The organism is Xanthomonas sp. MLO165 (assembly GCF_018831305.1).
GTDB lineage: Bacteria > Pseudomonadota > Gammaproteobacteria > Xanthomonadales > Xanthomonadaceae > Xanthomonas > Xanthomonas arboricola.
Genome location: NZ_CP029263.1, coordinates 3182732 through 3203776, shown reverse-complemented (window position 1 = coordinate 3203776; position 21045 = coordinate 3182732). Strand labels below are relative to the sequence as shown.

Here is a 21045-nt window from a genome sequence, read left to right as displayed (position 1 = left end):
TCCGAGCCGTGTCGCTGTGAGAACGGGCAGGGCACTGCAATCGCGCGTTTGCATTAACTTCGATACGAATTTCAATGTGCAGTCGCTAGCAGGGTGGATGCGTGGTTGTCGATGAAGTTTCTGGTGCTGAAAAGTATCCGTCTGGAGGGTAAGTAATTTTTGATATGCCTTTTAAGGCATGCTCTTGTGATCCGCGCTTCTGCCGGTAATTGCGCCATCCAAGGCTGGCAATCAGTCGCTGTCGTCGTGATCGCAGCGCTACCGCAGCTGCGCACATTTCTTCGTCATGCTGGCGCAGCAGTGCAATGCGCAACGGTCGGGTGGTAGACGTCGGAAAGCGTCATTCCCTGGATCGGAGAATGCGTTGCATTTAGTCACTCCGCGCGCACAGTTACCTCTTTAGGCTGGCGCATCCCCAATATGCACACCACGTCGCCATGACCGAATTATTTGATCACTACGACGACGTCTCTGGCGACGCAGCTCGATTGCCGTCGCCTTTTGTTGCCGGTCATCTCGGCCAGGTCCGGAGCAGTGCGCTCGTCGATGTGTGCCCGACCTTGCGTACGTCGCGCCATCGTTCGCCGCGCGCCCTGGCATCGGACGCATGAGCAGCGATCACGTTGCGCTGCTGCTCGCCGCGGGTGCAGGACGTCGGTTAGGGCGTTCCAAACAATTGCTGTTGCGCGACGGCGAACCGTTGTTGCGGCGTTTCGCACGCATCGCGCTACAGACGGCGCCGCGCCGCTGCGTGGTGGTGCTGGGCGCCGATGCCGACGCATTGAGCGAGGTCCTGCAAGGCCTGGAGGTGGAAGTGCTACGTCATGCCGACTGGGCCGCCGGCATGGGCTCCAGCCTGGCGGCGCTGCGCCAGCATGTGCAGGACGATACGTCGCTGAGGCGCAGCCTGATCCTGGGCTGCGACCAGCCCGCGCTGGATACGCCGCATCTGCGCGCCTTGCTGGAAGAAGCGGACCGGGCCGCATCCGGATGCGCCACCAGCGGGTACGCCGGTGTGCGTGGTATCCCGGCGGTGGTCACCCATGCGGCCTGGGCCGACGTGCCGCTCCACGGTGACAGCGGCCTGCGCGGCTTGTTCGCCGGCCTGGACGTGCAGAGCTTGGGCTGCGTCAGCGCTCCGGCGCTAGCGCTGGACGTGGACACGCCCGCCGACCTGGTCGCAGCGCAACAGCGAGGCTGGGTGGATGCGGATTGAGACACCGTGACGGGTGCTTGACGCGCTATCCGGCAGCCTGGGGGCTAGGTTGTCTCACGACCACAGCACGAGCGCTTCCCTGATCACCAGGACATAGCCCACCACCATCGCGGTCTTGACCGGAAACTGGAACTTCCTGAGCAGATGCATGCGACCCCTCCCCCGAGGCATCTTCAAGAGCGACGAATTCCCCCGCGCCGTCTGCGCCCGTTGACGGCCAGCCGCGACGTCTGGTCGCCGCTCGAGCGCGAATTTAGCGCCAGCGTCGATCGGTGTCACGTAAGAATTTTCCTACCTTCATGCCAGTGTCCGCCCGACGGCGTTGGCATTAGCAAAAAGACATGCTGGCTATGCCGGACGCGGGGCCCTAGGCCACTCTCCCGCGGCCCCTTGAGTAAGGGCGCGCCGGCATCCCCAACGGGACCCCGGCACTCCCATCGCTGGTGGGCTGCGCCATTGCGCGCTGCCCACTTCCGTCGTTGTACCGCTGCATCTGCCGGCCGGAGGCCCTGATGGACGAGTCCCGTTATGTTGTGCGTATTCATCCCGAACAGGGCGGTTGGTGGGTGACCCGGCCGCAGTGGTCGCCGCTGCGTTATCTGCGCGAGCAGGGCGCGCTGGAAAATGCCGAATTGATGGCCAAGCTGCATTGCATGACCACCGGTCAGCCCAGCGGCGTGGTGTTGAAGACCGCCGAAGGCGAGCGCGTCGTGCGTCGCTACGGCTGACCGAGCCGGCCGCTTGCAGGAAGCGCAAGGAAGACGCTGACGATCCTGCCCGGGCAGGGTGGCCGACCACATGCACCCGGCAACCCTAGCGCAGTGCGCCAGCCGGCGGCCTTGCAGTCATGCCGGGAGTCGCCTGCGGATCCAGTCGACTGGACACGAACGATCGGCCATTCTTGCTGCGATCCGCACCTTGGCGGCCCCTAGTCGAGAATGTCGCCCCTAGTGAATGCCGCCGGTTCTGCCTTGATCCAAAACGATATCGTGGTCTTCGGCCTGATCGCCGCCACGCTGGGAGCGGTGTTCTGGACCTCCTCGCGCGAGCGGGGTGTGTGGCGACGCTTCTACGCCGTGGTGCCGGCGCTGCTGCTGTGTTACCTGCTGCCGGGCATCTACAACACCGTCGGCCTGATCGACGGTGCCAATACCCGCCTGTACAACCCGATCGCGCGCGACGTGCTGTTGCCGGCCGCGCTGATCCTGCTCACGCTGAGCATCGACCTGCGCGCCATCCTGGGGCTGGGGCCCAAGCTGGTCGCCATGTACCTGGGTGCGTCACTGAGCATCATGCTGGGCGCGGTGGTGGCGTTCTGGGTGATGGGCTGGGTGCATCCGGCCACGGTGGCCGGCGATACCTGGGCCGGCATGGCCGCGCTGGCGGGAAGCTGGATCGGCGGTGGGGCCAACATGCTGGCGATGCGCGAGGTGTTTGATGTGGATGCCACCACCTTCGGGCAGTTTGCAGTGGTGGATGTGGGCGTCGGTTATGTGTGGATGGCGGCGCTAATCTTCCTGGCCGGGCGCGCGCGCAGCATCGATGCGCGCAGCGGCGCCGATACCCGCGCGCTGGATGCCCTGCAGGAGCGCATGGCGCGGTTCCAGGCCGAACACGCGCGCATTCCCAGCCTGGCCGATCTGATGGTGATCGTGGCGGTGGCGTTCGGCGGGGTCGGGCTGGCGCACGCGCTGGCCAATCCGCTGGCCGCATGGTGCAAGGCCAATCTGCGCTGGTCCAGCCAGTTCAGCCTGGACACGCCGTTCGTGTGGGTGGTGGTGCTGGCGACCAGTATCGGCCTGCTGCTGAGCTTCACCCGTGCGCGCACGCTGGAAGGGGCCGGGGCCTCCAAGGTCGGTTCACTGCTGCTGTATTTCCTGATCGCCTGCATCGGCATGCAGATGGATCTGCTGGCGTTGCTGGATCGGCCCTGGCTGTTCCTGCTCGGGCTGATCTGGATCGCGGTGCATATCGGGTTGCTGTGGGGCCTGGGCCGCCTGTTGCGGGTGCCGTTCTTCTATTTCGCGATCGGCTCGCAATCCAATATCGGTGGACCGGCCTCGGCACCGGTGGTGGCCGCCGCGTTCCACCCGGCCCTGGCGCCGGTTGGCGTGCTGCTGGGCACGATGGGCTACGCCACCGGCACCTATCTGGCCTATCTGGTCGGCATCACCTTGCGCGCGATGGCGGGAGCGGGCTGACCGACCGTCGCACGGTCGGGGGGCGTCGTCGTCGGGAAGGTGTGGCAGGACGTGCCGGGGGCGCGGTATCACGCATTGCCGCAGTGCCGGCTGTATCCCTTCGACGAGCACTTGGAGCTGTCGTCAGCCACCTCGAGGCGGGCACTGGCCAGCGCCAGTGCCCGGTCATGATTACTGCTGAAGGCCGCGCCGCTGCGCTTCCTGCTGCGTGCTTTGCTGCGACTGCTGCTGGTTGTGCTGCTGCAGCTGATCGACATTGCCGTGCGCCGGCTCGTTGGCCGCCGAGGCAGTCTGCACATGGCTACGCAGATGCGCCGGGTCGTCCATCCGGCCTTGCACCGCAATCAGGCTGTCGCCGTCGCGGTTGGGCACCAGGTGGTCGATCCGCTGCAGGCCGTCGCTGCTCGCACGCGCGGCCACGCTGGCGGCGGTGTTGAGAAACGCGGTGCCGTCACGCAGGCCCAGGCGTTCGCGCTGGCCGTCCAGGCGCACCACCGCGTCGTTGAACAACTGGCTGCCTGCACCTTGCGCCTGCCCGGGCGATTGCATCTCCTGTGCCTTCATCACCGAGTCCATGCCGTGCAGGTCCAGGCGATGCTTCAACATCATGCCCGGCACCAGGCGTCTCCCGAACGACAATGGGTCCGGCTCCGGCAGCTCGATCTGATGCCCGGCCGCATTGGGCATCGCCCATTTCAGCGGGATGCTGTCTTCCTGCAGATGGGTGAGGATCTCGTTCTTGACGTGGTAGCCGCGGATCAACTCGCTGCTGGCGTAGTCCTTGGCTGCCGAGGCATCCAGGCCCTGGCGTTCCAGCGTGCGGTCGTTGACGCCGGCGGCGTTGTAGGTCACGGCGGGGATGTCGTTGACCATCGCCGACGCGGCCGCCAGGCCGCCGCCGAGCGAATGCCCCGAGATCACCACCTGGTCGCCGAACGCCTGCTTGGCCTGGCTGCCGAGCTGGATGGCAGACGCGTATTGCGCGTCGTCGAAGCCCAGGCCCTGGCCAAGATTGTGCTTCCAGTCCTTGCCTTCGTCGGTGCCGCAGAAGCCGAGTACCACCTGGCCCTGTTCGTTGCGGTAGAACGCGGCATCGAAGCCGCTCTTGGCATCGTGCAGCAGGCCGGGGTCGATGCCCGCCCGTTGCAGTGTGCTGTCGTCCATGCGCGTCCAGCCGTTGGGCAGCGGCGCAAAGGTTTCGGCGCCGCCTTCGCGTCGCTGCGAGGCAGTGGCATAGAGGTCTTGCAGCAGCGCCGGGAACTGGCGGTCTTCCGGCTGCGGTTGCTGTCCACGCATCGACTCTGCGAATGGGGTGGACGAGGAATTTGACGGGCTCATGCGCGGCTCCTTGCGTTCGTCGTGCGAAAAGCCCGCTTAGCGGCTGCTTTCCACGGGAATGTTGTGGGCGCTCAACCACGCGCGCACGTCCGACCTGGCCTGCTGGCCGGCGGCATTGAGCAGGCGGTCCGGGGTGGTGAAGAAATACGCCTGGAAGGTCTTCTGTTGCGCGTTGCGCAGCGTGGGATCCACCCCGGCCTCGAGCAATTGCAGCACTGCCGGGCTTGCCGCGCCGCTTTGTGCGGCCAGGTGCAGCACGCTGTTGCCGGTATTGTCGACGCGCTGTACATCGGCGCCTGCTTGGATCAACAACGCGGTCTGCGCATCGCGCTTGCTCTGCACGGCGCGGAACAACGGCGTCCACCCGGCGCGCGCGCTGACCACATCGACCGGCGCCCTGTGCTGCAACAGGATGTTCAGATATTCCGCATCCTTCGCCATGGCCGCCATATGCACGACCGTTTCCTGGTCCATGCCCGGCAACGACGGATCTGCGCCGGCATCGAGCAATGCCGCAAGGGCACGAGGTTGTTCGTTCCAGATCGCCCACTCGAGCAAGGTGACGTTCTGATCGCCGTGTGCGGCGAGATCGACTGTCGGTGCGAGTGCGCGGATTCGGGCGACATCACCGTGCGCGATGGCGTTGGCGATGTCGGTCAGGCCGGGGTCGCGGAAGGCGACGGTGTGGTCCTGCAGCGTAGCTGACATGGTGGTTTGCTCCTTGGCACCGGGCGAGGCGGTGCATGAGACCGCGAAAAACGAGGTCGCAAGAACGAGCAGGGTGGGGAATCGCGTCTGCATCGAAATCTCCTTCTCCTGATCGCATTCCTGGTGGCACTGCGGTGTGTCCTTCCGCAGCCGGGCCGATCCTACCAGCTGCCTGGACGACGCGCGGTAAGATTTTGTGACATGCCGGCGCCGCAGGTTTCGCTGGTCGAGGCCGTTTGTCGTCGTGGCGTAGGCATGGTGCCGATGCATCACGATGGGCCTCACGCGCGCATGCACTCCGCCACAGCCAACGGTCACAACGCGGCCGGCATAATGGTGCTTTGCGAGCAGATGGGTGCAATGGTCTACGAATTACTGATCAGCGATTGCGACGGCGTGCTTGTCGACAGCGAGATACTGGCCGACCGGGTGATGCGCGAGGCGCTGGCGGCCTTCGTGCCGGTCGAAGCGTTGGAGCAGTTGCTCGGCACAACGTTCGGGCAGACCACGCGCGAGGTATTGCTACGCGTGCAGGAACACTTCGCAGTAAGGCTGCCGGAGACCTTGCTGGCACAGATCCAGGCGCGCAGCGAAGCCTTGATCAAGGCCGAGGTGCAGCCGATTGCCGGCGTGCGCGACGCGTTGGAGCAGATTCCGTTGCCGCTGGCGGTGGCTTCCAACAGCCGCCGCCACAATGTGATTGCCTCGGTCGAGCGGGTAGGGCTCACCGCACGCGCGGCGGGGCACATCTTCAGTGCCGACATGGTGGAGCGGCCCAAGCCGGCGCCGGATGTCTATCTGTTGGCCGCACGCACCCTGGGCGTTGCGCCGGAGCGCTGCCTGGTGATCGAAGACAGCCCCACCGGTGCCACTGCCGCATTGGCGGCCGGCATGCAGGTGCTGGGGTTTACCGGCGCCAGCCATATTCCGCAGGGGCACGCCGATACCTTGCGTCGCATCGGTGTGCTGGCGGTGTTCGACGATATGCGCGAGCTGCCTGCGTTGTTCGAGCGGCTGGCGCAAAAACGCGCTGGCTGAGAGCTGCCGGCAGTACGTCTTGGATGCAGTGTCGATGGTGGCGAAATCGCAGCCCTCTCATTCTGCAACCGACCGGGCCAGACCGTGCAGTCGACCTGCAATGACAGAGGGGTGGTGAGACGCTGGTCGACGCACACCGATCCGACCAACGCACCTCATGCACTGCTTGCAACCACGCACACCGACTCTCTCGACGGGGCCTTGCCCGCCCACCGTCGCGGGACCTTACGCGGCATGGATGCCGCGTAAGAGCCTACAAGGACGTACTTGCGGCGTGTCCCGCGAGGGTGGGCGGGCAAGGGCCCTGCAGCCAAGCCACAGACACACGCTCTACAACTGATCCATGCGCAAAGCCGTATATCAGCCGCTCTACCTTGCGACATGTCCCGCGATGGTGAGCGGGCAAGAATCCTGCCACCAACCCCAAGCCATCAACGCAACAGGGCGCGATTCGCATCGCGCCCTGTTGCGTTCCGACTCGCCACCTATCCGATCATCCGGTCAGCAGCAGCGAAACCCGCTCTTGCCGCCGTAACGCGCGTCCTGGCGCTCGCGGAAGAAGGTGGGGTAGTCCATCACCGGTTTGTCGGGGTGTTTTTCCAGCATGTGGCGCACGTAGTTGTCGTAATCGGGAATGCCGCAGCACAGACGTGCGGTCTGGATCAGGCGCCGCCAGATGCGGCGATGCACCTGGTATTGGCTGGCGAGAACGAGTTGGGTGCCCATTACAGATCCGCCATCTGGTGTGGCTGCAAGGCCACGTACGGGGTTTCGCGGTCGCTACGCTGCGGATTGCGGCGCGCAATCACGATGGTCTTGATCGCGTAGATCAGGATCGAACCCACCACGAACAGGAACAGCACGGTCAGCCCGGTATTGACGTAGGCATTGGTGACGATCTGCTGCATCTGCGCCACCGTCTTGGCCGGCGCGGTGATGGTGTTGCTGGCGATGGCGTCCTGGTACTTGTGCGCCTGCGCCAGGAAGCCCTGCGCCGGGTTGCTGTCGAAGATCTTGATCAGCCCCGCATAGGTGGTGCAGATCAGCAGCCACACCGCCGGCACCAGGGTGACCCAGGCGTAGCGGTCGCGCTTCATCTTGAACAGCACCACCGTGCCCAGCATCAGTGCGATCCCGGCCAGCATCTGGTTGGAGATGCCGAACAACGGCCACAGGGTCTGGATGCCACCGAACGGATCGATCACGCCGGTGTACAGCAGGTAGCCCCACAACGCCACGCAACCGGCGGTGGCGATGATGTTGGCGGCCCACGATTCGGTCTTCTTCAGCGCCGGGATGAAGTTGCCCAGCAGGTCCTGCAGCATGAAGCGGCCCGCACGCGTCCCGGCGTCCACGGCGGTCAGGATGAACAGCGCTTCGAACAGGATCGCGAAGTGGTACCAGAATGCCATGGTGTCTTCGCCCGGCAGCAGCTGGTGCAGGATCTGCGCGATGCCCACCGCCAGGGTGGGCGCACCACCGGCGCGTGCCAGGATGCTGTGCTCGCCGATGTCGCGCGCCGTGGCTTCCAGCACCTCCGGCGTGATCGCAAAGCCCCATTCGGACACCTTGGCCGCCACCGCCACCGTGTCGCTGCCGACCAGCGAAGCGGGGCTGTTCATGGCGAAGTAGATGCCCGGCTCGATGATCGATGCGGCTACCAGCGCCATCACCGCCACGAACGATTCCATCAACATGCCGCCGTAGCCGATGTAGCGCATGTGGCCTTCATTGGCGAGCAGCTTGGGGGTGGTGCCCGAAGCAATCAGCGCATGGAAACCGGAAACCGCGCCGCAGGCGATGGTGATGAACAGGAACGGGAAGATGCCGCCCTTCCAGACCGGACCGTCGCCGGTGGAAGCGAACTGGGTCAGTGCCGGCATCTTCAGATCCGGCATGACCACCAGGATGCCGATCGCCAGCGCCAGGATCGTGCCGATCTTGAGGAAGGTGGACAGGTAATCGCGCGGCGCCAGCAGCAGCCATACCGGCAACACCGACGCCACGAAACCGTAGCCGATCAGCATCCAGGTGATCTGCTTGGCGGTGAAGGTGAATGCCGGGCCCCAGCTCGGATCCGCCGCGACCTTGCCGCCCAGCCAGATCGCGCCCAGCAGCAGGATCAGGCCGACCACCGAGATCTCGCCAATCTTGCCGACCCGGATGTAGCGCATGTACACGCCCATCATCAGCGCGATCGGCATCGTGGCGATGACGGTGAACATGCCCCACGGGCTTTCCGCCAGCGCCTTGACCACCACCATCGCCAGCACCGCCAGGATGATGATCATGATCAGGAAGGCGCCGAACAAGGCGATGGTGCCGGGCACCTGGCCCATTTCCTCGCGCACCAGATCGCCCAGCGAACGGCCGTTGCGGCGGCTGGACAGGAACAGCACCACGAAGTCCTGCACCGCGCCGGCGAACACCACGCCGACCACCAGCCACAGCAGGCCGGGCAGGTAGCCCATCTGTGCGGCAAGCACCGGGCCGACCAGGGGCCCGGCACCGGCGATCGCGGCGAAATGATGGCCGAACAGCACGTGCTTGTTGGTGGGCACGTAGTCCAGGCCGTCGTTGTTGGCCACCGCGGGCGTGGCGCGGGTGACGTCCAGCTGCATCACCTTGTCGGCGATGAACAGGCTGTAGAACCGGTAGGCGATCAGATAGATCGACACCGCCGCCACCACGATCCACAACGCGTTGATGTGTTCGCCGCGGCGTAGCGCCACGGTGCCCAGACAGAACGCGGCCAGCAGCGCCAGCGCGCCCCAGGCCAGCTTCGAGAACCCTTTCATGCATGCCCCTCAGGAACGATTCACCCAAGGGTCACCCTCTGCCCGCCCGGGGTCAATGGCGCCGTTCCGGGCCGGGGTAAAACTTTAGTTGTAGAGCGTCGTGGCGCCGCCTGCCGGATCGCGCGGCGGTGCCGGCGGGTTTTGGAACGATCGGTTGCGCCGGTCGCGGTTGGGCCGCGTGCCGGCTGCATCCATTATTCGAGCCAGTCATTCACGCAGGGAGAGGTCGATGAGCACCACCACCACCGCAGCGGCGCACGTGCTGCGCACCATCCGTGGCATGCCCGCCTCCGACGGTGCCGGAGTCAAGCTGACCCGCGTGATCGGCACCCAGCAGCTGCCGGACCTGGACCCGTTCCTGATGCTGGACGAGTTCGGCACCGACAAGGCCGAAGACTATCTGGCCGGGTTTCCCAGCCATCCGCACCGCGGCTTCGAGACGGTGACCTACATGCTGGACGGGCGCATGCGCCACAAGGACAACCACGGCAACGAGGGGCTGCTGACCCCGGGCAGCGTGCAGTGGATGACCGCCGGGCGCGGGCTGATCCATTCGGAAATGCCCGAGCAGGAATCCGGGCGCATGCGCGGCTTCCAGCTGTGGGTGAACCTGCCGGCGCGCGACAAGATGACCGAGCCCAAATACCAGGAGTACGCCCCGGAACGCATTCCGGTCGCCCAGCCGGCGCCTGGCGTCACGGTCAAGGTGATCGCCGGCGCGGTGGGCGAGGTGCGTGGCCCGATCGTGCAACCGGCCACCGAACCGGTGTACCTGGATATCGCACTGGCACCAGATGCGGCCTGGGACTATGTAATGCCCAGCGGCCACAACGCGTTTGCCTACGCATTCGAAGGCGCGGTGACGGTGGGCGAGGGCAATGCCGCGCGTGTGCTGCCGGCGCAGCAACTGGCGGTGCTCGGTGGCGGCGAGCGCCTGACGCTGCGGGCCGGTGCAGACGGTGCGCAGCTGATCCTGGTGGCGGGCCGCCCGCTCAACGAGCCGGTGATGCGGCACGGCCCGTTCGTGATGAACACCAAGCAGGAACTGATGCAGGCCTTCGTCGATTTCCAGGAAGGCCGGTTTTGAGCCGGCGCGCTACAGCCACCGCGGGGTTAGCGGCATGAGTGACCGGCCCGTCAGTGTCAGCACCGGCGCGGTGCCGTACACCGTGAGCATCCATGATGGTCGGCATAGCTGGAGCGGCGACACCCAGCCGGCCAATGGCGGCGCCGACGCCGGGCCGGATCCGGAGTCGCAGGTGCTGGGCGCCCTGGGTGCCTGCACCGCGATCACGGTGTCGATGGTGGCCGCGCGCAAGCAGTGGCCGTTGACGGCGGTGCATGTGCATCTGCATTACACCCAGCGCGGCGCTGCGGGCACGCGGATCACGCGGCAGGTCGAGCTGGAAGGCACGCTGGACGATGCGCAGCGTGCGCGCCTGCTGGAGGTGGCCGACAAGTGCCCGATCCATCGCCTGCTCACCGGCGAGGTGCGGATCGAGACAGCATTGCAGGGCGACGGCGACGGCGACGCGTCAGCTGCGGCGGCAGGCGTCTGAAGCGCAGGCGAGCCGCATGCGGGTGCTCCGCCGGCTCGCCTGAAAGACCGCGTCAGGCGAGCCGGCCCTGGCGCGTCACGACCGCTTGCCTCAGCGCTGCAGTGCCAGGCTGGCCGGCTGCAGGTCCATGTTCTGCACCAGCGACTGCATCGAGGCCAGTTCCTCGCTGTTGGCGCCGTCGATCCATAGCTGCGCGTAGCGCTTCTTGCCCAGCTCGACCACGGTGACGCGGCGCGACTCCATGCCCGGCAGCTCGCGGCCGCCCAGGTCGAGCTTGTACCAGTAGAACTCCTCCTGCTGGATCTGGCCTTTCTCCGCGCGTCGGTCGCGCGCCAGCGTCATCGCCGGGTCGCGGGTGGTCAGCATCACCCCGACCACCTGGCGACCGTCGGCAGTCATGGCCTTGCAGACCAGATAGTCCGCGCCTGCAAGCTCGCTCCACTGCAGCCCGGAGGCTGGCGGTAGCGGCGGGCAGACCGGTGAGGTTTGGGCGTGAACGGTGGCGGCGGCCAGCAACAGGCTCAGGCCGACAAGGCAGGATGCGGACTTCATTCAAGTGTTCCCCGGCGTTGGATGTCTGCGCAGGGACAGCGTCGTCGCGCGTGTCGCCGCATCAGCCCCGTGCGCTCCCCGCCCGGCTGTGCCCGCACGCAACCTGTCCCCAACCTATGGGGGCATCACTACCACAGGTGTGGCTGCAAGCTCAAGCGCAATTCGCAGGCTGGGCTGCAATCGGTCGTGCACACCGGCACTTCCGTTTCGAGACCTGGGTGGGTTGCGCGGCGCTCGCGCGACAGCCTGCGGTCAGGGGTAGTTGACCGGTTTGGGGGCCGGGGTTTCCGGCAGCGGAATGAATTCCTTGTCGTCGCCGGGAATGCTGCCGAAGCGACCGGCCTGCCAGTCGTCCTTGGCCTGCTCGATGCGCTCCTTGGAGCTGGAGACGAAGTTCCACCACAGGTGGCGCGGGCCATCCAGCGGCTCGCCGCCGAGCAGCATCGCCTTGAGCGGCGTCCTGGCGCGCAGGCGTCCGCGGCTGCCGGGCGAGGGCACGATCAGGTGGCGCGCGGGCACGTCGGCGCCATCCAGCTGCGCCTCGCCTTCCAGGATGTAGAGCGCACGTTCGGCATGGCCGGTGTCCAGGTCGATCTCCGCATCCGGCTGCAGATCCAGCGCGACATTGAGCGTGCCGCTGAACACCTGCACCGGCGATTCCTCGCCGTACGCACGGCCGGCGATCACGCGTAGCCAGACGCCATCGCGGCGTTGCTGCGGCAGGCTGGCGGCGGCGTGGTGATGGAAGGCGGGCGCAGTTTCTTCGGCCGAGCGCGGCAGTGCGATCCAGGTCTGCATGCCGTGCAGCGCATGCGTGCGGGCGCGCTCGGGGCCGGGCGTGCGTTCGGAGTGGGCGATACCGCGGCCGGCAGTCATCCAGTTGACGTCGCCGGGGCGGATCACCTGGTCCGAGCCCAAGGTGTCGCGGTGGCCGATCTCGCCGGACCACAGGAAGGTGACCGTGGCCAGGCCGATATGCGGATGCGGACGCACGTCGATGCCGTGATCCGGCTCCAGCACCGCCGGGCCCATATGGTCGACGAACACGAACGGGCCGACGCTGCGCGCCTGCAGCGTGGGCACGGCGCGGCGGACTTCCAGCCCGCCGATGTCGTGCACGCGGGGAGCGATCAAGGTGGTCATGGCGGCGGCTCGCGGTGGCTGGAGTGGTCGCCAGCTTTGCATGCGCGCACGTGGCCGGGCGAGCGCTCCACCAAGACAGATCGTCCCGGAGGCAGTGTCACGTACGAGGCGGGCGACGTGTTTTCAAGGGCGAGCGGCGCATGCCGCGCGATGGCAGTCGAGCCGCGTGCAGCGATGTGCTGCATTGATGGGAGGAATGAAATCTTTCGCGACGATGACGTGCCTTGTCGCAGCAAGCATCATCGCTCGATTGCGAAAGAGTTCGCGCCGGTATCGCTAGCGCCGATGCGCGCCGTGCCTGAATGCCGCGCGTTGGAACGTCGTTGCATGGCGCGCTGGCGGCCAGCGCGGGCGCGCCGAGCTCGTTCGTCGCGGACGACGGCTGCAGGCACGCAGCAGGTCGATCGCGATTGACCGTCGCGCGCTAGAACAGTTGTGCGGGCGCCGTGGTGTCCAGGGCGATCTCGCCGCGCCGCGAGGCCAGCCGATCGGCCAGGCGCGTGGGCTCGGGCAGGCGATAGGCGCGCAGGGTACGCAGCGTCCAGTCAAGCGCGCCCTGCATCGAGACGCGATGGCCCGGCGAGACGATCAGCGGATTGCAGCGCAGCTTGCTGCGCAGCGCCCAGCCGATCTGCGTGCCGCCCAGCAGGATCGGGCTGTGGTCGCCGCGCTCGGGTCCCGGCTCGACGAAGCTGCCTGCCAGGCGTTGCTTGGCCACGCCGATGCTGGGCAAGCCGGTCACCACGCCAAAGTGCGCAGCGATGCCGAGCTTGCGCGGATGCGCGATGCCCTGGCCGTCGATGAAGACCAGATCGGGCGGGCGCGAGAGCAGTGCCAGCGCCTGCAGCAAGGCCGGCAGCTCGCGAAAGCTGAGCAGCCCCGGTACGTACGGCATCGAGGTGGGCACGCGCGCGACATGCGTTTCCAGCGGCAGCAGCGTGTCTGCATCCAGCAGCACCGCGGCCGCACGCGTGGTCTGGCCGTCGTCTTCGAAGCCGACGTCGAAGCCGGCGAGCAGCTGCGGTGTTGCGCCGGCCTGGTCCTGCAGCACCACGCGGTGTGCCAGTTGCTGTTGCAACTGTCGCGCCTGGATGACGCTGCCATCCCAACCGGCAAAGACGGGATCGATCGTTTGCATGGCTGCAGCATCGCGCGCCGGGCGTGGCGGTGTCGTGCACGCCTGCGATGCGCTGGCTGCCGTTACAATCGCAGGCTGATCGGCCCCCAATCGGAGAACCGTAGTGACCCGCAAACTCGTACTGCTGCGCCATGGCCAGAGCCAATGGAACCTGGACAACCGTTTCACCGGCTGGGTGGATGTGGAACTCACCGAGCAAGGCCGCCAGGAAGCCGCTGCGGCCGGCAAGCTGATGAAGGACGAAGGCCTGCAGTTCGATGTGGCGCACACCTCGGTGCTCAAGCGCGCCATCCACACGCTACAGGGCGCGTTGAAGGAACTCGACCAGGACTGGTTGCCGGTGTCCAAGAGCTGGCGCCTCAACGAGCGCCACTACGGCGGCCTGCAGGGGCTGGACAAGGCCGAGACGGCAGCCAAGCACGGCGAAGAACAGGTCAAGATCTGGCGCCGTTCCTACGACATCCCGCCGCCGGCGATGGACGTCAACGATCCGGGGCATCCGTGTCACGACCGTCGCTACGCCACGCTGGACCGCAATGCGTTGCCGGGTACCGAGTCGCTGGCGACCACGCTGGTGCGCGTGCTGCCGTACTGGCACGACGCGATCGCACCGCAGTTGAAGGCCGGGCAGACCGTGCTGGTGACTGCGCACGGCAACTCGCTGCGTGCGCTGTACAAATACCTCAACGATGTCTCCAACGAGCAGATCCTGGAGCTCAACATCCCGACCGGCATCCCGTTGCTGTTCGAGCTGGACGACAACCTGCAGGTGCAAAGCTTCCGCTATCTGGGCGACCCGGAAGCGGCCAAACGTGCCGCCGAAGCGGTGGCCAACCAGGGCAAGGCGAAGTAATCGCCGCATCCGCCGGCTGCGCTGCGTGCATGGCGCGCAGCGTGGCGTGGGTTTCGCAACGCGCGTTTGAACGAGGCGTGCGGGTTTGACACGCAGGCGGCGCCTGTTCGCGGATCGAACGGGTACCGCAGGGCAGCATGCGTGTGTTCTTGCAGGGGAGACATGATGTCCAGCAAGCGTAATAGGCAACAGATGAGTGCCACCTACTGCCGCGCATATTTGGTCACGTTGGGTTTGCTGTTGGCCGGTGGCAGCGCTGCGTTCGCGGTGCTGGCCTGGGGCAGCGTGTCCGCTTCGGCGATCGGCGTGGCGCTGCTGATCTGCGTCATGGGTGTGGCGCTGCTGATGTTCGGTTTCCTGGGGCCGTCGCGGCAGATGGAATCCTGGGCGGAGGCAGCGTCCGGGCATGAGGTCGCGCTGGTGCTGATGGCGCTGGCGTATCCGGTGTATCTGTTGATGGCGCCGGTGTACGCACGCAAATGATGGCAGTCGATGGCGCGCTGCTGCGCCGGACTGCTGGGTGGTTTCCGCGGCGGTAGATGGCGCTGGCACGCGCGTGCCCAGCTGACGCGCAGTGTCTTGTCGGTCGTTGTGCGTTCTTCGATAAGGCGCGGCACCGGACGTCAGGGCGTTGCGGTGCCGTTGCGATGATGGTGTGGTTGGTGTGTCTGCGCTGATTGCCTACTTTTTGACTGCGTCCGACGCGGTCGTCTGCCTTGGAGAATGGAAAGATGTTGAGCAAATTCGCGCCACTGTCGCTTGCGGTGGCCATCGCGGTGACGCTCTCGGCGTGTGGCAGTTCCGACGACAGCGCCAAGCCGGCACCGGCCGCAACGCCGGCCGCACCGACCAGGGTGGATGTGTCCAAGCTCGATGCACCGATCGTGGCCTTCGGCATCAACGATCTGGATCCGGCCATCAACGCGTGCCAGGACCTCAACGGCTTCGTCAACGCCAAGTGGCTCAAGGCCAATCCGGTGCCATCGGACCGCACCAGCTGGGGCAGTTTCGAAGTGCTGGCCGAGCGTTCGCTGACCATCCAGCACGCGCTGGTGGAGCAACTGGCGCGCGGCAACCTGTCGGCCGGCTCGGTGGATGCCAAGATCGCCGACCTGTGGCGCACCGGCTCGGACGAAGCGGCGATCGACAAGGCCGGCATCACGCCGCTGCAGCCGCAGCTGAAGGCGATCGATGCGCTGACCGATGCGCCGTCCATCGCCGCGTGGTTGCGCGACAGCTATGCCAAGGGCCAGGGCTTCGTGTTCTCGTTCGGCGCCAATGCCGACTACAAGAATTCCGAACAGATGATCGCCTACGCGGGCCAGGGCGGTCTGGGACTGCCGGAAAAGGGCTATTACACCGATCCGGCGCAGGCCAAGATCCGTGAGCAGTACGTGGCCTACATCGCGCGCGTGCTGGAATTGTCCGGCGTCGCGCCAGCGCAGGCGGCAACCCAGGCCAAGGCGGTGATGGCGTTCGAAACGCGCCTGGCCAATGCCTCGCTGTCGCGCATCGAACTGCGCGACCCGGCCAAGCGCTACAACCCGGTCGATGTGGCCGGCGCCAATGCGGTCACGCCGCATTTCGACTGGCAGGCGTTCTTCAGCGCGCTCAAGGTGCCGGCCGGGACCTTCTCGCTGAGCCAGCCGGGTTACTTCGCCGAGCTCGATGCGATGCTGGCCGACACGCCGGTGGACACCTGGAAGGCCTACCTGCGTTTCCACAGCGTGGATGAGGCAGCGCCGTATCTGGCCAAACCGTTCGAGCAGGCCAATTTCGATTTCTATGCCAAGACGCTGCGTGGCCAGCAGGACATGCTGCCGCGCTGGAAGCGCACCTTGAACGCGGTCAACGAGGCGATGGGCGAGGCCCTGGGCCAGTTGTACGTGCAGTCCGCGTTCCCGGCCGAGTCCAAGCAGCAGATGCAGCAACTGGTGCAGAACCTCTCGGCGGCGCTCAAGGCGCGGCTGGAAAAACTCGACTGGATGAGCGCGGAAACCAGGCAGCGCGCGCTGGAGAAGTGGGCCAGCTTCACGCCCAAGATCGGCTACCCGGATCAATGGCGCGACTGGTCGGGCCTGGAAACCCGTGGCGATGGCTTCCTGGCCAACATGCAGGCCGCGCAGGCGTTCAACTACCGCTACATGCTGGACAAGATCGGCAAGCCGGTCGACAAGCGCGAGTGGCATATGACCCCGCAGACGGTCAATGCGTACTACAACGCCACGCGCAACGAGATCGTGTTTCCGGCGGCGATCCTGCAGCCGCCATTCTTCGATCCCAAGGCCGACCCGGCGTTGAACTACGGCGGTATCGGCGCGGTGATCGGGCACGAGATGATGCATGGCTACGATGACTCGGGCAGCCAGTTCGATGCCAAGGGCAACTTCGATACCTGGTGGACCGATGCGGACCGCAAGCTGTTCACCCAGCGCACCGATCAGCTGGTGGCGCAGTTCGACGGCTATGAGGCGATTCCCGGCGTACATGTCAAAGGCAAGCTGACCCTGGGCGAGAACATCGGCGACCTGGGCGGTCTCACCGTGGCCTACGACGCGCTGCAGATGGCGTTGCAGGAACAACCCGACGCCGGCAAGGATATCGACGGTTATACCCAGGACCAGCGCTTCTTCATGAACTGGGCCACGGTGTGGCGCCGCAACTTCACCGACGGCGAACTGCGCGTGCGCCTGAACACCGATCCGCATGCGCCGGCCAATTTCCGCGCCAATGGCGCGCCGTCGAACATGCCGGCATTCGCGCAGGCATTCCAGTGCAAGCCCGGCGATGCGATGGTGCGTGGGGACAAGCAACGCGTTGCGATCTGGTGATCGGCGCAACTGCAGCACGTGCGGTTGCGACCGCGCGTGCTGCAAATGCCTTGTTTTGGCGGCTTTGTAGAGCCTGCTTGCGGCTGCGTCTGCACATCGGGCTGCCTGCGTAACGTCTAGACTGCCGCGCTTCGACCGGCGGGGAGCGGCAGTGACAAGGCGAAAGATCTTCAAGGCGATCGGGATCGGTGTGCTGATCCTGGTGCTGGGCAGCGTGCTGTCGTTGTACGGCTACGGGCGCTTTGCCGATCGTCAGCGCGGTGCGGTGAGCCATGCGCTGCCTGCCACGGCGATCGCCACGCCGATCGATCGGGTCGTCGCGCCGCTGCAGCAGGCACATGCCGGCCAGACCGGCATGGTGATCCTGCCCGACAACGTCGACGCGTTTGCGGTGCGCGCGCTGACCGCGCGTGCGGCCGGGCGTAGCCTGGATCTGCAGTACTACATCTGGCATGCGGACTTCACCGGCAACCTGCTGCACAACGAGCTGCTGCATGCGGCCGATCGCGGCGTACGCGTGCGCCTGCTGCTGGACGACATGAACATCCACGGCAGCGATTCGGTGCTGGCGGCGCTGGACAGCCACCCGCTGATCGAGATCCGGCTGTTCAATCCCACCCGTGCGCGCGAAGGCACGCTGATGCGCGGCGTGGAGATGGTGCTGCGCATGTTCAGCATCAATCGGCGCATGCACAACAAGGCCTGGATTGCCGATGGCCGGATGGCGGTGGTGGGTGGCCGCAATGTCGGCGACGAGTATTTCGATGCGGCGCGCGACACCAACTTCATGGACATGGATGCGGCATTGATGGGGCCGGCCGTGGGCCAGGCCGAGCAGGTCTTCGATGCGTACTGGAACAGCCCCAACGCCTTGCCGCTGGACGCGCTGGTGACCGCACGGCCGCAGGCACTGGATGCGTTGCGCGGCAGTCTGGACGCCGGCCTGGCATCGGCACGCGCGCATCCCTACGTGGAGCGGCTGCGCCAGTCGCCGAGCGTGCAGGCCCTGACGCAGGGCCAGCGCCAGGTGCACTGGCTGGAGCAGGCGCGCATCGTCTCCGACCCGCCGGAAAAGGCCGAAGGCGCACCACCGCAGGCGGACTGGATGACGCCAATCCTGATCGGCGAGATGGCGCGTGCGCAGCGCGAGCTGAAGGTGATCTCGCCGTACTTCGTGCCGGGCGAGGAAGGCATGCGCTGGATCGGCCAGTTGCGCCGGCGCAATGTGCGCGTCAGCGTGTTGACCAATTCGCTGGCGGCAAACGACGTGGTTGCCGTCCACAGCGGCTACGCCGGTTACCGCGTGCCCTTGCTCACCCAGGGCGTGCGCCTGTACGAGCTCAAGCCGATGGGCAAGCCGGACGGCAGCCTGTTCGGGTCCAGCGGGGCCAGCCTGCACACCAAGGCCTTCGTGGTGGACGACAGCAGCGGCTTCATCGGCTCGTTCAATCTGGATCCGCGCTCGATGAACCTCAATACCGAGATGGGCCTGCTGTTCAACGATCGCGCAGTGGCCGCGCAACTGGAACAGGTCTACAACCGCAAGATCGGTGCGCCGGTGAGTTACCGCGTGACCCTGGAGCAGGGCGAGTTGCGCTGGCACGACGATGCGGCGCAACCGCCCGAGGTGTGGTCGCAGGAGCCGGCAGCCAGCGTGTGGCGGCGTGGCGCGGCGACGGTGATGGGCTGGTTGCCGCTGGAGTCGCAGTTGTAGTTCCGCTGCGCGCGCGTGCAGCGCGCTACTGCAGCTGTGTCACGATCTCGCGCGCCATCGCGCCCAGCGGCAGGATGCGGTCGGCGCCGCCGCGTTTGATCGCTTCCTTGGGCATGCCGAATACGATGCTGGTGTGCTCGTCCTGCGCCACCGTGCGCGCGCCGGCCTGACGCATTTCCAGCAGCCCGGCGGCACCGTCGTCGCCCATGCCGGTCATGATGATGCCCAGCGCATTGCTGCCGGCCGCACGTGCGGCCGAGCGGAACAGCACATCCACCGACGGACGATGCCGGTTGACCGGCGGGCCTTCCATCACTTCGACAAAGTACTGCGCGCCACTGCGGCGCAGCAGCAGATGCTTGCCGCCGGGCGCGATCAGTGCGCGGCCCGGCATCACCCGGTCGTTGTTGGCCGCTTCCTTCACTGCGATCTGGCACAGGCCGTTGAGGCGCGCGGCGAAGGCGGCGGTGAATTTCTCCGGCATGTGCTGCACGATCACGATGCCGGGGCAGACGCGCGGCAAGGCGGTCAGCACTTCTTCCAGCGCCTGGGTACCGCCGGTGGAGGTGCCGATGGCGACAATGCGCTCGGTGGTCTGCGCCAGCGCGCGCCCGCTTTGCGCCGGCAGGATCACATCGGCGGTGTGCTTGACCTCCGCTTCCAGCGGCGCTGCGGCAACCCGCGCGGCCAGCCGTTTGACGTTGGCGCGTGCGGCGCTGCGCACCGTATTGACCAGTTCCTCGGCCGAGTCGGTGAGGAACTGCTTGAGCCCCAGCCGCGGCTTGGTCACCACGGCCACCGCGCCGGCGGCCAGGGCATCCATGGTGACGCGTGCGCCTTTTTCGGTGAGCGTCGAACAGATCACCACCGGGGTGGGGCGCTCGCTCATGATCTTGCGCAGGAAGGTGATGCCGTCCATGCGCGGCATTTCCACATCCAGCACGATCACGTCCGGCCATTGCTTGCGCATCTTCTCGATCGCCAGCAACGGGTCGGCCGCGGTGGCGATGACCTCGATGTCGGCCGCGTCGTTGAGCACGCCCACCAGCACCTGGCGCACCACCGCCGAGTCGTCGACGACCATGGCCTTGATGGGACTGGGGCTGGCGGCAGGGCGGTTGAGGGCTATCGACACGGCGGATCCTTGGCTCAGGCCTTGCGGAAGATCGAGGGTGCCACCTGGACCAGATCGATGTCGAGTTCGCTCAGGCTTTCCGAATGACCGATGCAGAAATATCCGCCCGACTTGAGGTTGGACAGCACGCGCAGGATGACCTCGCGCTTGGTCTGACCGTTGAAATAGATCATCACATTGCGCAGGAAGATCGCATCGAAGCTGCCCAGCATCGGCAGGGCCGTGTTGAGGTTGGCATGCACGAACTTGACCCGGTCGCGCAGGCGGCGCTCCACCAGCAAGGTACCGTCGTACTCGCCCTGACCACGCAGGCAATAGCGCTTCAGATACGCCTGCGGAATGCCGTCGATACGTTGCAGCGCGTAGTGCCCGGTGCGCGCCTTGGCCAGCACGCGGGTACTGATGTCGCTGCCGACCACTTCGAACGGCCGCCCCTGCAAGGCGTCGTCCAGCACCATTGCCATGCTGTAGGCCTCTTCGCCGCTGGAGCTGGCCGCGCTCCAGCAGCGGAACGGCAGGCCGCCGCGATGTTCGCCGGCCAGCTTGCGCAGCAGCTCGAAGTGCTTGGGCTCGCGGAAGAAGTAGGTCTCGTTGGTGGTCAGCAGATCGATCGCGGTCTGGATCTCGGCGCGGTCCTGGCGGCTTTCCAGCAACTGCAGGTACTGCGTGTAATTGCTGAACTGGTGTTCGCGCAGGCGCTTGCCCAGGCGGCCGCACAACATGGCCTTCTTGCCGGAGGAAATGCTGATGCCGGCCGCTTCGAAGATGAAGCGCTGGAAGCGGCCGAATTCCTGTTCGGTGATGGCGGTGGCCGTGCTCAT

Annotated in this window: 19 protein-coding genes; 10 read left to right on the top strand and 9 right to left on the bottom strand. The window is 66.2% G+C overall.

Features of this window, described 5'->3' with window-relative positions:
- Positions 1–607 precede the first annotated feature (607 nt).
- The 3 genes from DGN21_RS13480 (at position 608) to DGN21_RS13470 (ending at position 3417) form a co-directional block, all read left to right on the top strand.
- Positions 608–1216 carry a nucleotidyltransferase family protein gene (locus tag DGN21_RS13480; RefSeq protein ID WP_046343576.1) on the top strand — a complete coding sequence of 203 codons (609 nt, stop codon included), beginning with the start codon at positions 608–610 and terminating at the stop codon, positions 1214–1216.
- Positions 1217–1728: 512 nt separating this feature from the next.
- Positions 1729–1944, top strand: coding sequence for a hypothetical protein (locus tag DGN21_RS13475; RefSeq protein WP_024939372.1), 216 nt, complete (start codon positions 1729–1731; stop codon positions 1942–1944).
- Positions 1945–2166: 222 nt separating this feature from the next.
- Positions 2167–3417, top strand: coding sequence for a DUF819 family protein (locus DGN21_RS13470; RefSeq protein ID WP_181141037.1), 1251 nt, complete (start codon positions 2167–2169; stop codon positions 3415–3417).
- A 171-nt stretch (positions 3418–3588) separates the two neighbouring features.
- Here the strand turns inward: DGN21_RS13470 and DGN21_RS13465 are convergent, their stop codons facing one another.
- Both DGN21_RS13465 and DGN21_RS13460 read right to left on the bottom strand, forming a co-directional pair.
- Complete coding sequence (locus DGN21_RS13465; RefSeq protein ID WP_024939370.1) at positions 3589–4755, bottom strand: XVIPCD domain-containing protein; 1167 nt, start codon at positions 4753–4755, stop codon at positions 3589–3591.
- A gap of 36 nt (positions 4756–4791) precedes the next feature.
- Positions 4792–5556, bottom strand: coding sequence for an ankyrin repeat domain-containing protein (locus DGN21_RS13460; RefSeq protein WP_164738906.1), 765 nt, complete (start codon positions 5554–5556; stop codon positions 4792–4794).
- A 240-nt stretch (positions 5557–5796) separates the two neighbouring features.
- Here DGN21_RS13460 and DGN21_RS13455 point away from each other — a divergent pair, with 240 nt between their 5' ends.
- Positions 5797–6501 carry an HAD family hydrolase gene (locus DGN21_RS13455; protein WP_164738907.1) on the top strand — a complete coding sequence of 235 codons (705 nt, stop codon included), beginning with the start codon at positions 5797–5799 and terminating at the stop codon, positions 6499–6501.
- Between the two features lie 501 nt (positions 6502–7002).
- On the opposite strand, the gene DGN21_RS13450 is transcribed toward DGN21_RS13455, so the two are convergent.
- Together DGN21_RS13450 and DGN21_RS13445 are read right to left on the bottom strand one after the other, a co-directional pair.
- Entirely contained in the window at positions 7003–7227 is a 225-nt protein-coding gene (locus DGN21_RS13450; protein WP_016904074.1) for a CstA-like transporter-associated (seleno)protein, read from the bottom strand.
- Positions 7227–9299, bottom strand: a complete 2073-nt coding sequence (locus DGN21_RS13445; protein ID WP_054592997.1) for a carbon starvation CstA family protein — start codon at positions 9297–9299, stop codon at positions 7227–7229. The genes DGN21_RS13450 and DGN21_RS13445 overlap by 1 nt, the downstream gene beginning before the upstream one ends.
- A gap of 229 nt (positions 9300–9528) precedes the next feature.
- Here DGN21_RS13445 and DGN21_RS13440 point away from each other — a divergent pair, with 229 nt between their 5' ends.
- Together DGN21_RS13440 and DGN21_RS13435 are read left to right on the top strand one after the other, a co-directional pair.
- A complete protein-coding gene (locus DGN21_RS13440; RefSeq protein WP_126965890.1) occupies positions 9529–10386 on the top strand; it encodes a pirin family protein in 858 nt (285 codons plus the stop codon).
- Positions 10387–10420: 34 nt separating this feature from the next.
- Entirely contained in the window at positions 10421–10858 is a 438-nt protein-coding gene (locus DGN21_RS13435) for an OsmC family protein (RefSeq protein WP_104609055.1), read from the top strand.
- A 90-nt stretch (positions 10859–10948) separates the two neighbouring features.
- Here DGN21_RS13435 and DGN21_RS13430 read toward each other — a convergent pair whose 3' ends face one another.
- The 3 genes from DGN21_RS13430 to nfi form a co-directional block, all read right to left on the bottom strand.
- Positions 10949–11410 carry a hypothetical protein gene (locus DGN21_RS13430; RefSeq protein WP_054592994.1) on the bottom strand — a complete coding sequence of 154 codons (462 nt, stop codon included), beginning with the start codon at positions 11408–11410 and terminating at the stop codon, positions 10949–10951.
- Positions 11411–11662: 252 nt separating this feature from the next.
- Positions 11663–12553 (bottom strand): pirin family protein, encoded by an 891-nt coding sequence (locus DGN21_RS13425; RefSeq protein WP_039519908.1) that lies wholly within the window; start codon positions 12551–12553, stop codon positions 11663–11665.
- Positions 12554–12977: 424 nt separating this feature from the next.
- On the bottom strand, positions 12978–13691 hold the full coding sequence (gene nfi, locus DGN21_RS13420) for a deoxyribonuclease V (protein WP_126965891.1): 714 nt from the start codon (positions 13689–13691) through the stop codon (positions 12978–12980).
- A gap of 103 nt (positions 13692–13794) precedes the next feature.
- Between nfi and gpmA the strand changes: the two genes are divergently transcribed.
- The 4 genes from gpmA to DGN21_RS13400 all read left to right on the top strand — a co-directional run bounded on the left by gpmA (position 13795) and on the right by DGN21_RS13400 (position 19089).
- On the top strand, positions 13795–14544 hold the full coding sequence (gpmA, locus tag DGN21_RS13415; protein WP_016904068.1) for a 2,3-diphosphoglycerate-dependent phosphoglycerate mutase: 750 nt from the start codon (positions 13795–13797) through the stop codon (positions 14542–14544).
- Positions 14545–14709: 165 nt separating this feature from the next.
- Positions 14710–15027, top strand: a complete 318-nt coding sequence (locus DGN21_RS13410) for a hypothetical protein (protein WP_054593000.1) — start codon at positions 14710–14712, stop codon at positions 15025–15027.
- A gap of 248 nt (positions 15028–15275) precedes the next feature.
- Positions 15276–17375, top strand: coding sequence for a M13-type metalloendopeptidase (locus tag DGN21_RS13405; RefSeq protein ID WP_104553973.1), 2100 nt, complete (start codon positions 15276–15278; stop codon positions 17373–17375).
- A gap of 151 nt (positions 17376–17526) precedes the next feature.
- Positions 17527–19089, top strand: coding sequence for a phospholipase D family protein (locus DGN21_RS13400; protein ID WP_126965892.1), 1563 nt, complete (start codon positions 17527–17529; stop codon positions 19087–19089).
- Between the two features lie 25 nt (positions 19090–19114).
- Here the strand turns inward: DGN21_RS13400 and DGN21_RS13395 are convergent, their stop codons facing one another.
- The gene (locus DGN21_RS13395) at positions 19115–20242 is read right to left on the bottom strand and encodes a chemotaxis response regulator protein-glutamate methylesterase (RefSeq protein ID WP_026064711.1); all 1128 of its coding nucleotides are present in this window, start codon (positions 20240–20242) and stop codon (positions 19115–19117) included.
- On the bottom strand, positions 20239–21045 hold the full coding sequence (locus DGN21_RS13390; RefSeq protein ID WP_016904063.1) for a protein-glutamate O-methyltransferase CheR: 807 nt from the start codon (positions 21043–21045) through the stop codon (positions 20239–20241). The genes DGN21_RS13395 and DGN21_RS13390 overlap by 4 nt, the downstream gene beginning before the upstream one ends.